Origin of the sequence: Cupriavidus necator A5-1 (assembly GCF_000744095.1) — a bacterium.
GTDB classification, from domain to species: Bacteria; Pseudomonadota; Gammaproteobacteria; order Burkholderiales; family Burkholderiaceae; genus Cupriavidus; species Cupriavidus necator_A.
In genome coordinates this window covers 502,316-514,616 of sequence record NZ_JQLI01000001.1, presented here as the reverse complement: position 1 = coordinate 514,616, position 12,301 = coordinate 502,316, and the positions used below count along the sequence as shown (strand labels likewise).

The following is a 12,301-nucleotide window of genomic DNA, read 5'->3' as shown; positions in this document are numbered from 1 at the left end:
GCAACGGCGGTAGCCGGCCATGAAGCGTCATTCACTCGTACCGTCGGTCGGACGTTCAGACGTCGGCCTCCGGCCCCAGTTTCGGTCATAGGGCGGACCCGATCAAACTGCCACTCAACCGTTGATTTCTTTCAGAAAGGCGGTCACTCACTCGCGCAGCCTCCAAAATGTGCGCAGAACATAAGCCTTCTGCGTGGAAACCGCCAACTTACGGGCGCTGCATGACGGGGCCCACACGCATCGCTTGCGCAATACAATGCTCCTGTATAGGCGGCGGGTCCTGAGGGAGTCTCCAGATGGCCGACAGCAGAGTGAAATCCAATCTTCGCAATACGTGGGAGTCGGCAGCACCCGGCTGGGCGAAGTGGGAGCACGTGTTCGCCACCAATCTTTCGGGCGCCACGGACACGCTCATCGATATGGCCGGTATCCGGCCGGGCATGCGCGTTCTCGATCTGGCCTGCGGTGCCGGCAGCCAGAGCATCCAGGCAGCGATGCGAGTGGGTGCCGGCGGCGAAGTGGTCGCCAGTGATATATCGGGCACCATGCTGGAGCATGTCCGCCGAAATGCCGCTCGTGCCGGTCTTCAGAATATCGAAACGCTGGAATGCGCGGCAGACGAATTGGACGAGACACTGGCCCCGTTCGACGCGGCGATGTGCCGATTGGGATTGATGCTTTTCCCGTCACCGAGTGAGGCATTGGAAGCTGTCCGACGCGCACTCAAGCCTGGCGCGCGTTTCGCGGCACTGGTCTTCACGACGCCGGCCAACAATCCCTTTATGGCCCAGCCGATGGCGATCCTTCTGCGCCACGCGGGCAAGTCCCCTCCCGCGCCCGGACAACCTGGAATCTTCGCACTGGGAGGCGATGGCGTCATGGAACGCCTGATGAACGACAGCGGTCTTAGCGATGTGAAAACACAGCACGTTCGAGCGCAGCTCGTCTTGCCGAGCGCGTCCGATGCTCTGCAACTGATGCAGGAAGCCGCCGGGGCATACCGGGCTGTGATAGCGGACCTCGACGTCGCGGCGAGATTGAGGGCCTGGAACGATGTTTATGAATGCCTAAAGCAGTTCGACGTCGGTGAAGGCTTCAAGACCGAGCTTGAACTTATCATCGGGTCGGGCGCCAAGCCAAGATAGTTTTCGCCCGTTGGAGACTGAAGGTCGCCTACGGGTCCAAATCGCGTCGCCTCATGCTCGAAACTGTACGACAGGAACGGGCGCAAGAGTCCACCGCTCGCGACTGACCGAAATCGCTTGCCGGCCCGATATGGACGTTCGTGGTTAGTCGGCGTACATCCGAACCGAGTTTGCAGGTGTGAGCGAAGTCGATTATGAGTCGACGGCTTATACCACTTAAGCTTCCGGCCCTTGCGTGGAGCGCGAGATGTTACCCGAAGGCGACCACTTGCGAACAGTTTTCCACCGCCGCTGTTCTATAGCTCTGCAGGCGAACTGGAAAATCCGTGGAAAAATGACTGTCCATTAGCTTATACAGAACCGCGCAACCCGTTGATAACTAAGGAATCTCCGAGGAGTGTCGCGGTTCCGCACAAACTAGTAGAGTCCGCTGCTCTAACCAGGCATGAGCCAAAGGCCCGATAAAGCTAAGAAGGGGAAAACCCTCATCGCCAAGCTCGGTAGGCCTTGGCTTTCTCAGTCGATCCGCTCTGGGCGCCAGTGGTGCGCCCATCTTGCATCAATCGACCGGTTGGCGAAGTCCCGTACCAGCCGAGGAAAAGATCACGCTTCAGGCGTCGCTACAGTCGGAACCACTTTCTTCGCCGGACTCCGTTTCTTCGTCGCGGATTTCAATGCGGCCTTCTTCGGGACAGCTTTCGCCGCGGCCTTACTAATGGGCGCCACTTTCTTCGGCGCCGCCTTCGTGGCTGCAGCTTTGTTGCCCGTTGCCTTCGTGGCGCCCGCAGCCTTGGTCTTCTTCGCCGCCAGCTTGTCCTTTGCGGCTTGCTTTTCAAAGCGGAGCGCGGACTTTGCGGCTTCCACCGCCTGGGCAACCTCGCGCTTCGCCGCGTCGATTGCCTTCTTCGTGTCGGCGCGGAGTTTTAGCAAGCGCTTCTTCGCTGCCTGAGCTTCGCGTGCGAGCACGAAGCGCGGAGTATAACCGCAGCGGTGGCACACCTAATAGCGGTCTGGCTCATCATTGTGTGGCGACGTTTATGGCAGCCGGCCTAATCAGCTGACAGCCCGGAATGCTTAGTCCGCACTGGCGCGGCAGCGCGAAACCGGGAGCGAGAAGTCCGAGATGACGGTGCCCCCGATCTCGGAAGCACGCAAGACGTCGACGAATCGGAGCGTGCCTCCCGATTATTCGCCATAAGGCAACGTTATCGTGCCTTATCCCCTCCTCCCGCGTTGCTGCGTCACCTTCATCCGAACGCCGCTCGCTGAGGCACCCCGTTGCTTGTCCGAGTGGACGGGAAACGCGACGGCGGCATCCGGCAAGAGCCGACCGCTTTGCGGCTGACGGAAGTCGCTTCCCGGCCAGGAGCCATCATTCACCGCTATGCTCGCTGGCCCCGCAGCCGGAACGCCCGGTGCGCCAGGGGCTCCTTGCTTTGTGGCCGGTGGGCGCCGCAAAGCGCAAGCGGCTCTTCACGCGTGCGGCCAGAAAAGAGACAGCCCTGCACGTCCGGTCGGCTATCATGCCAATCTCCTCCGAAGTAGCTCCCTATGATTTCCGTCCGTAATGTCACGCTGCGTCGCGGCGTCAATGTCGTACTCGACCGCGCGTCCGTCACCTTCAACCCCGGCGAAAAGATTGGTCTTGTCGGCCGCAATGGCGCCGGCAAGTCGTCCTTCTTCGGCCTTCTCAACGGGACGCTGCACGAAGATAGTGGCGAGTTCTCGATTCCCGCTGCGTGGAAGATGGGCCAGGTCGCGCAGGAGATGCCGGAGACCGAGCAGAGCGCGACCGACTTCGTAGTCGAGGGTGACACCGTGCTGTTGGCCGCGCAGGTCGAAGTAGCCGCCGCCGAGGCCAGCGACGACGGCATGCGCATGGCGCACGCCTACATGGCCCTGCACGACGCCGGTGCACACGATGCCCCCGCACGTGCTCAAGCGCTAATCTTGGGCCTTGGCTTCAGTGCTGCGCAGCTTAGCCAGCCGGTTAACAGTTTCTCCGGCGGTTGGCGCATGCGACTGCAACTTGCGCGCGCGCTCATGTGCCCATCCGACCTGCTGCTGCTCGACGAGCCGACCAATCACCTCGACCTCGACGCGCTGGTCTGGCTGGAAGCCTGGCTCAAGCGCTATCAAGGAACCCTGGTAGTGATCAGCCACGACCGCGAATTCCTCGACGCGGTGACGCAGGTGACGATGCACGTCGACAACGCCAAGCTCGTGCGTTATGGCGGCAACTACAGCAAATTCGAAGACATGCGCGCTGAGCAACTCGTATTGCAGCAGGCCGCGATGGCCAAGCAGGCGGACAAGATCGCCCACCTGCAGAAATTCATCGACCGTTTCAAGGCCAAGGCCTCGAAGGCGAAGCAGGCGCAGAGCCGGGTCAAGGCGCTCGAACGCATGGAGAAGATCGCACCGGTGCTTGCCGACGCAGAGTTCAACTTCGAGTTCAAGGAGCCGCTCAACGTCCCGAACCCGCTGTTGTCGATGCTGGACGCGAGCTTCGGCTACCCGGCGCCGACCGGCGCACTGCCGGGCACGCCGCCCACGGTCATCGTGCGGGGCATCAACCGTTCCGTGCTGGCCGGGCAGCGCATCGGCATTCTCGGTGCCAACGGCCAAGGCAAGTCCACGCTGGTGAAGACGGTGGCGCACGCGCTGGCGCCGATTGCCGGCGAAATCAGCGAAGGCAAAGGGCTGAATATCGGCTACTTCGCACAGCAGGAACTCGACGTGCTGCGCCCGCTCGACACGCCGATGGAACACATGATCCGCCTTGCCAAGGACACGCCGGCGCACATGCGCGCCCCTGGCCAGAGTGGCACCGAACAATCGCTTCGCACCTTCCTCGGCACCTTCAACTTCAGTGGCGACATGGTCCATCAGGCGGTTAGCACGATGAGCGGCGGCGAAAAGGCGCGGCTCGTGTTGTGCATGATCGTGTGGCAGCGCCCCAACCTGCTGCTGCTCGACGAGCCTACCAACCACCTCGACCTGGCCACACGCGAAGCGCTAGGCATGGCGCTCAACGAATTCGAAGGCACAGTGATGCTGGTCAGTCACGACCGAGCCCTGCTGCGCGCCGTATGTGACGAGTTTTGGCTGGTCACCAAGGGCGGCGTCGAGCCCTTCGACGGCGATCTGGACGATTACCAGCAGTTCCTGCGCGACGAAGCCCGTCGCATGCGTGAGCAGCCTGCCGCAGAGTAGAAGGTCATCCCCTGAAATGGTGGGACAACGGGCAGGCGTGAGCTTCACAGGATTCAGCGTAAAGGTCGCCATCGAGCGCCTCGAGTCGTACACGTAAAAGAAAGCTTCGTGCTCGCGCAACGCGAATGCGCTCAGCGTCAACGCGGTTGCCGCGGTGGAAAATTGTAGAGCGCCCTCACGGGATTCGCCGTAGCGCTGGCCACGAATCATGAACTGGTGCAGATGATCGTCCGTCCAGCCCATCGCTGCCTGGATGACCTCGTGAAGCTGGGCCAGCGTGATGTGCTCAGGGATGAGCACACGTCGCCAGACCGGCGGGCTCAAGCCGCGCAGCGTGATTCGGAGTTGAAGGACGGATCTCGAAGGCCGAGGAGCGGAAGCCATCCGCGCATTCTAGGTGGCTCATTGAGCTCACGGCGGGACTCGGGCAGTTCGCCCCCGTTTTGGCGCGGTCTCCTATTCACCTGACACCCAGGCCGGCGTGCATGGTTGAAGCCAATGACCGCTCACGACGCACGAGCCAGGAGTGTGTCGTGAGGCCAATAAACCGCTGTTTGTTGGCTTCAAAACCCGCGATTAGATGTGGATGTGGTCTCCAGCTCCAGCCGGCTTGCTTGCCTGACGAGTGTGGCAAATGAGGGTGCTCTCATTTTCTTCATAATGTGACCACGGTGCACCTGCACGGTGTACTCAGAGATCCCAAGTACATCAGCTGCCTGCTTGTTCAACATGCCCCCGACAAGCAGAGGTAGAAGCTCTTGCTCTCTTGGTGTCAGGGTCTCGTAAAGCGCCCGCAGCGCTGCAGCCTCCGCAGCCTCTCTGCGCTGTGTTTGCGTCGTGGCAATTGCGGTGTCAACGGCCCGGAGCAAGGCCTCCTCGCTGACGGGCTTCGTCAGAAAATCGACCGCCCCGCTCTTCATTGCCAGCACCGTGGAAGGCACATCGTTCCTCCCCGTGATGAAAACAATGGAAACATGAGAGTTATTAATGACATGTTCCTGGACTTCCAGGCCGCTCATGCCCGGCATGCGCATATCGAGGATCAGGCACGCCAATGTGTCCCAAGGTGCTTCTTCCAGAAACTCCTGCCCTGAGTTGAACGACTGCACGCTTTTGCCATAGGCGTGCAGCAGGCTTGTTAGCGCTTCCCGGATACTTGCATCGTCGTCTACTACACACACAACTTCGTTGACCGGCTCCATAGAACGTTCTCCCTCTTACGTCAGCTTGCTCGACCACCTTCAGTGCGGCCACTGCATCAGTTGAGGCAACGAGTCGGCTACCAGGCGGAATTCGATATGCGTTGCGGCACGGGTCGAAGGCTGTCCACATGCTTTCATGTTGCATCCGAAGCCTCGCTCGGAAGGCTGAAGCTGAAGGTCACGCCACGGACCTCATTTCGGACGACCAAAATACGGCCGGCGTGTGCTTCGACGATCGACCGACAGATCGCCAGACCCATGCCCATGCCCGTCTCCTTCGTGGTAACAAATGGTTCAAATATTGTCTCCAGATTCGCCAGCCCCATGCCTTCATCCTGAACGTCGACCACCACGTTGTTCCCGTCACGACGAGAGCGAATCCATAGCGGCTTCGGTAATTCCACCGTCGCTGACAATGCCTCGATGGCGTTGCGCACAAGGTTGACGATCACCTGTTGAATCTGCACCGCGTCGGCTCTGATCATCGGCACATCCTGCGCGAGCCGAGTCTCGAGCGAGATCACGTTTCCTTGAATGTCGTCAGCCATCAGCGTGCAGACCTGAAGGATCAGCTTATTGATGTCAAGCTCGACCTTTACAGGCGCCGTGTGCTTGAACAGCGCGCGAACGCGGCTGATCACGTCCGCCGTGACGATGCCGCCGCGGATGACGGCTTCGGCGCTGAGTCGGGCTTTATCGATGTCGGGCGGCGTTGCAGCGAGCCAACGCCGGCATGCCTGCCCATTGGCCACAACGGCTTGCAGCGGTTGATTGATTTCGTGGGCGATGGACGCGGACAGCTCGGCCACTGTCGCAATCCGCGACGCCTGCGCGAGCTCTTCCCGCGCATGTCGCAGCGCGTCTTCGCTCGCGATCAGGTTGCGGTGCGCGAGTGCACTCGTCAACGCATCTTCCAGGCGTCTGCCAATCTCCTCGAACAGCCGCCGCTCCATGGTTGTCCAGGCGCGCAAGTGCGAGCACTGGTGCAACCCGAACAAGAACGGCCGGTCGCCCTTGGGACGAATCGCGATCGCGATCATCGACAGGATGTTGAACCGGTCGCGAATCTCTGGCGTGATGCCTGGATCTACCACTGCTCCTGGGGCGTGCAGCATGTCACGCAGGAATTCGGCTCCCTGGGCGTCCACCGGCAACTCCTGGTCAAGGGCGAAAGCGCCCGGATAGTCAGGATGCGTGTGCTCCATCACCGCGCGACACGCCGGCGCCTCGGGATCACAGGGATACAGCAGCCAGGCCCTGTCGCAATCGAAGATCGCCAGCGCCTCCTCGACCACGCCGCGCGTCATGCCCTCGACCTCGTTCGTTCGCTGCATGGCGCGGTTAATGCGATCCATGCGCTCGAGGAACCATAGATGTTCCTCGCGCGCCTTCTCGGCGCGCTTCTGCTCCGTGACGTCTATGATGGCGCCAATGTATTCGGCCACGTCGCCGGAGGTTGCCAGCACGGGATGGCTCAGGCTGCGGACATAGCGTACATTGCCGTCCGGCAAGAGCAGGCGGAACTCCTGTTCGCACTCCGCGCCGTCGCGCACGTATCGCTCCAGCTCTTCCAGGACTCTGGGCCGGTCCTCGGGATGGAAGCGTTCCACGGCGGAGTCGAATGAAGGGATCCCCTGCGCCGGGTCGTACCCGAGAATGCGATAGCACTCCTCCGACCAGTACCGATTGGTTTTCGAGGCGGGGCTCCATGCCCAGCTTCCGGTGTGGCTGACTTTCTGCGCCTCCGCCAGATACTGGCGGCTGCGCCGCAGTTCTTCCTCCGCTTGCTTACGCTCGGCCATGTCGACGACAAAGGCCACGCCACGCCTGCGTTCGTCGTCGAAAGTGGCCGCCCCGACGAGCACGGGAACGCGGTGACCATCCTTATGAAAATATTCCTTTTCGAAGGGTTGCACGCTGCCGGTCAGATCCAACTGCGGCAAGATTTGTTCACGTTCGTGGGCGAGTGATTCGGGAGCTGTCAGGTCGGTCCAACGCAACCGACCCGACACGAGATCCTCACGCTCATATCCGACGATACGGAGAAATGCGTCGTTGGCCTCGAGAATTCCGCCTTCGCGGTCCCAGATCAGGATCCCGACAATGTTGGCGTCGACCAAGCGGCGGATCTCCGCCTCCCGCTTCCGGAGCTCGCGGTACAGACTGCTGTTTTCGAGCGAAATCGCCGCCTGGGAAGCCAGCACCTTCAGGACAGAAATCCTGCCGGGCGTAAACTCGCCTGGAGCAAGCCTGTTTTCCAAGTACAGCAGCGCAACGATCACACCCTGCTTGATCAACGGCAGGCAGAGTACCGACCGGACACCCTGCGCACCGATGTACGGATCGGTGGAATACGGATTCGGGACTGAAGTATCGTCGAGAAGCACGATCTCGCGGGTACGCGCGGCATAACGTACCACCGACTCGGGAACCGTGTCCGCGGAAACGGGCGCCTCTTGCAGGCTGACCGTCACGGAGCTGCCGCACGTCTTCGCTTCAGCGTGGATCAGAAGATCGCTGTCGCGAGGGCAAATCAGCAGCCCACGTTCCGCGCCGGTGTGCTCGATGGCCGTACGCAACAGCGTTTCGATGAGATTCTCCGGGACGATCTCGCTCGACACTGCCTGCGACACTTTGATCACAGTGGCGAGATCCAGATCTTCAACCGGCGCGTCGATCGTTCCCGTGAGGCCCGTGGTACGATCGTCCTGCCTTAACCCCGGATGGAGCCGATCGAGTTGCCGCACCTTCCCATGGGCGCCCCACCGCAGATAGGCACGCCGTGCGTTTCCCAGGTAGAGACGCGCAATCTCCTCAAGACCGCGCGCCGTGTAGCAGCGGGCAGCCAGTTCGTAGGACAGCGCCTCGTTTTGAACGAAGCCATTCGAACACGCGGAGCGAATGGCTTGCTCGTACAGATCCATGGCCTCGAGCAGGCGCCCCTCGATGCGCGCAATCTCCGCACTGACCAACACCGCACGATCCTCGAAGTTCTGAGGGCAGTTTTCCGCCCATGCCCGGAGTTGTCGGTCGTGTGCCGACAGCGCATCCCGATGCTTCGCATACGGATCGGGACCCATGGGCTCGCAGCGGGCAGCCCGGGAGAGCGCGGCATAGAGGTGGTATTCCGCCCTCTCCAACAGCATGACCGACAGCGACGCAGACGTCGAAAAGCATTCTTCAGCCTTCTCCGCGGCATCGACAGCCGATGCATAGTCACCGGCGAAGAAGCTCGCCTGCAGCTTTCGGATCCAGTAGAAACATTCAGGCAAGGCCAGAGCCGGGTGACCGGTGAGGCGCGCCTCGAACGAGCGCTCCGTGAACGGGCCAACCTCGAGCGCGCCGAATTTCGCGGCTTCGCTACGGAGCGTGCGGACCAGCGCGAGCGGGGCGGACATCATGTCGGCAGCGAATCCAAAGCGCACCGTGCGTGCAAACTCCAATCCGAGTTCGGCTTCACGCTCAACCCGATCGAGTGGAGCACCCGACGCGAGAAGATTGGAACTGATATTGCGACAGGCGTATGCAGCAAACGTCGGGTCGCCTTGCTCGTTCGCCATCTGAAAAGCACGTCGAGCCGGGTCGACACTCTCCCGGAGTGGTCGTGTCCAAGGTACGACCAGTGCGAAGACCGAATAGGTCTTTCCTGACAAGCGCTGCAATCCACGGCGTTCGGTCAGATCGCAGGCCATCTTTCCGAGTCGATAGCCTGCGTCGTAATGGCCGAAGCGGTTGCTGGCGATAAGCCCGACCGAGACGTAGTTCGCAGGTGCGGCTTCGCAGTTGCCATGCTCCAGGCTGAGATTGACCGCCCTGCACATGGTGAGCATGTACAGATTCTCGTCGGTGTATAGCGTCGGCGCGCCAAGTGTGGTAAGCACGTCGAGCGTAGCGCGAGACTCTGGATCTTTTATCAGCGGCAGGTCGATGAGATCTTCGATCTCGCGCCTTCCGAGTTGGGACCAGATCCGCTCGTACTCGCGATGCGCTTCCTGTTGGGTGGGACGCGCTGCCCAGTTGATGCCCACATGCCGGAGGTATTCCAGGCCCACGGCAACCGCGTGGTCGCTATCACCGAGCATCGTGTATAGATCCACGCGCCGGCTGGCGACGGCCGCGAGTTGGACCGTGTCGACAGCGCGCGTTGCAAGCGCCGCAAGACGTTCCTGCGCGGACGGCAGTGCGCCCGTCCATAGCTCGCAGTCGGCCCCATGCAGCTCCAGGGTGAAGGCAAGTTCCTGCTGGCGCTCCCACGAATCTTCCCGCATCAGCGCTGCGCCTGCGCTGAGATACGTCAGCGCAGAGGCGAAGGCAGACGAGGCCTGCGCGCGCTTGCCGGCGATCAGGTTCAGCTCGGCGAGCTTCTCGCGCTCGTCCTGTGACGTGATGAGGTGTGCGCCGCGGTTAAGCTGGTTGACGACCTCGAAGATCATCTCCGGCAGCTTTTCCGGCGACAAGCAGGCAGTGAGCAACCTGCCGATCCGGAGATGGATCTGTCCGCGCGCGTCTTCCGGGATCAGGGAGTAGGCCGCCTCCCGAATCCGGTCGTGGACAATGCTGCAGGAATCCTCCGTGCAGGAAATGAGGCCTGTCCGAACTGCTTCCGAGAGCAGTTCCTGGAATTCACCCCTCGGCCGCTGGGATACTGTCTCCAGCAAGACGAGTTTCGCCTCGCTGCCCATGCACGCAAGCGTTTGCAGCGCTTGCTGTATTTCGATGGGCAAGCGATTCAGCTTGCCAACCATGAGCTCAACCACATTGTCGGTATAACCCTTCGTGTGGATGCGAGCGAGGTCCCAGGACCAGCGCGCCGCATCGTGATCGAAGGCGAGCATTCCTTCTTCGGCGAGCGAAGAAATGAACTGATTGGCGAAGAACGGATTGCCGGCGGTCTTGTCCAGCACCAGTTGCGCGAGCGGAGTGGCACGCTCTGGCTCGCAGCGAAGCGCGCCCGCGATCAACTGCTCAAGATGCTCCTGGGCAAGCGGCGCTAACTTGATCTCTGCCAATGCTCCGCCGGCGGCCTTGATGGCATCGAGCTTGCACGTCAGCGGATGCGCGGCATTGACTTCGTTGTCCCGATAGGCGCCGACAAGCATGAGGTTCTGCGGACGGGACCGGGTCAACAGGTCCTCCAGCAGGTCGAGCGTCGCCGCGTCGATCCATTGCAAGTCATCGAGGAAGAGCGCCAGCGGATGTTCTGGCCGGGCGAATACGCCGATAAGCCGACTGAGCACCAGCTGAACGCGGCGTTGCGCGTCTTGTAGAGGCAACTCCGGAACTGGCGGCGGCGCGCCGATGATGAGCTCCACTTCCGGAACGAGATCCACGACAAGGCCTGCATTCGATCCCAGCGCCTCGTGAAGCGCGTCACGCCAGGGCGCCAGCTCCGCCTCGCTTTTGCCAAGCAGCGGCCGTAACAGACTCCGAAAGGCTTGCGCTAGCGTCGAATATGGAATGTCGCGTTCGTACTGGTCGAACTTGCCCGCCGCGAAAAGCCCGCGCGACGGTACCAGCGCCTTGTGCAGCTCGTTGACGACGGCGGATTTGCCGATGCCGGAATATCCCGAGACCAGCACCAGCTCAGGCGCTCCGCTTTCGTTGATGCGCTCGAAGGCGGCAAGCAAGGTCTCGACCTCGCGCGATCTCCCGTACAGCTTCTCCGGAATCATCAACTGGTCAGGGATGTCGTGCTCGCCAAGCGGGAATTCGTCGATACGTTGCCCGGCTTGCCATTGCGCAAGGCAGCGTCGCAGGTCCGCTTCAACACCTGCCGCGGTCTGGTAGCGCACCTCCGCCATCTTGGCGAGCAGCTTCATCACGATCGCCGAAAGGACCGGCGCCAGGTGGCGCACGCGCTCATGTGGTGGCACCGCCTCTCTCGCGATATGGCAGTGCACCCATTCCATCGGATCGTCGGCGGAGAAGGGCAGGCTTCCCGTGAGCATCTGGTAGAGCGTCACGCCGAATGCGTAGAGATCGCTGCGGGAGTCGATCGAACGATTCATCCGTCCGGTCTGCTCAGGCGCCATATAGGCGAGCGTACCGGCGATGGACTCGGGCGGCTCGGATCGTTGACGCTCTCGCGCAAGCCGCGAGGAGAGGCCGAAGCCCGTGAGCCGAACTTCACCACTGTCTGGATGCACCAGGATGTTGGCCGGCTTGACGTCCTTGTGCACGAGCCCGCTTTGGTGGACTTTTCTCAATGCCGACGCTATGCCAATAGCGAGGCGCAGGAAGGTCCCCGAGTCCATCGGTGCATCGACGAGACTCTCGAGAGGCTTGCAGCCATCATCTTCGGGAGCAAGGGCTGTTCGGTCGCGCTCGTGGGGCCACGGTGCGTGAATCGCATCGATTTCAATCGGGTTCATGAATGCTGGTCGATCCTGGTCCTGTCCGAGTCGTAAGCGGCCGACCTACGACACCTTCAAAATTGAGGCCTTTCTTATGCCTCACGAAAGCGAGCTGGCCAATGAGCCAGCCCGCCAAGCAGGAAGATGGCGCATAGCGCGAGACATCGATGGCTTGAAAGAAAGCGAAAGAAACCTGACGAAGAGCGTTCATGTGGATTTCTCCAGTTTCCCGCCCCTGTGCGCGAGAGGCCTCCGGTTGCGGCGCGTCTTCATCCGACTAAATGTGCTCCGCAAATCCGCAGCGTGCGCGCCGGTTCGATTTGCGCGCCCTCCTCCTCTCCGCCCGATATGCCCCCCGCGAGCAGCGCATCGCCCCGACCGCTTG

5 protein-coding genes and 1 pseudogene are annotated in these 12,301 nt (G+C 61.5%); 2 read left to right on the top strand and 4 right to left on the bottom strand.

The window, feature by feature from the left end; genetic code table 11:
- The first annotated feature begins 296 nt into the window (after window positions 1-296).
- Window positions 297-1,145: a class I SAM-dependent methyltransferase gene (locus K307_RS02450; RefSeq protein WP_042876094.1), complete on the top strand. Its 849-nt coding sequence runs from the start codon at window positions 297-299 to the stop codon at window positions 1,143-1,145.
- Between the two features lie 603 nt (window positions 1,146-1,748).
- Here K307_RS02450 and K307_RS45270 read toward each other — a convergent pair.
- The gene (locus K307_RS45270) at window positions 1,749-2,075 is read right to left on the bottom strand and encodes a fumarate hydratase (RefSeq protein ID WP_419187097.1); all 327 of its coding nucleotides are present in this window, start codon (window positions 2,073-2,075) and stop codon (window positions 1,749-1,751) included.
- Window positions 2,076-2,696: 621 nt separating this feature from the next.
- On the opposite strand from K307_RS45270, the gene K307_RS02440 reads away from it, so the two are divergent.
- A complete protein-coding gene (locus K307_RS02440) occupies window positions 2,697-4,361 on the top strand; it encodes an ABC-F family ATP-binding cassette domain-containing protein (protein ID WP_042876093.1) in 1,665 nt (554 codons plus the stop codon).
- 144 nt (window positions 4,362-4,505) lie between these two features.
- Here the strand turns inward: K307_RS02440 and K307_RS47320 are convergent.
- From K307_RS47320 to K307_RS02430, 3 genes and pseudogenes are all read right to left on the bottom strand, one after another.
- Window positions 4,506-4,745, bottom strand: a pseudogene (locus K307_RS47320) (plasmid pRiA4b ORF-3 family protein); the annotation flags it as partial.
- A 179-nt stretch (window positions 4,746-4,924) separates the two neighbouring features.
- Window positions 4,925-5,563 carry a response regulator transcription factor gene (locus tag K307_RS02435; protein ID WP_042876091.1) on the bottom strand — a complete coding sequence of 213 codons (639 nt, stop codon included), beginning with the start codon at window positions 5,561-5,563 and terminating at the stop codon, window positions 4,925-4,927.
- Between the two features lie 134 nt (window positions 5,564-5,697).
- On the bottom strand, window positions 5,698-11,934 hold the full coding sequence (locus tag K307_RS02430; protein WP_042876090.1) for a trifunctional serine/threonine-protein kinase/ATP-binding protein/sensor histidine kinase: 6,237 nt from the start codon (window positions 11,932-11,934) through the stop codon (window positions 5,698-5,700).
- Between the last annotated feature and the right edge of the window lie 367 nt (window positions 11,935-12,301).

Excerpts from the sequence above, each read along its gene's own strand:
- K307_RS02430 (WP_042876090.1), bottom strand. The coding sequence starts at position 11,934 with ATGAACCCGATTGAAATCGATGCGATTCACGCACCGTGGCCCCACGAG.
- K307_RS02440 (WP_042876093.1), top strand. The coding sequence starts at position 2,697 with ATGATTTCCGTCCGTAATGTCACGCTGCGTCGCGGCGTCAATGTCGTA.
- K307_RS02450 (WP_042876094.1), top strand. The coding sequence starts at position 297 with ATGGCCGACAGCAGAGTGAAATCCAATCTTCGCAATACGTGGGAGTCG.
- K307_RS02435 (WP_042876091.1), bottom strand. The coding sequence starts at position 5,563 with ATGGAGCCGGTCAACGAAGTTGTGTGTGTAGTAGACGACGATGCAAGT.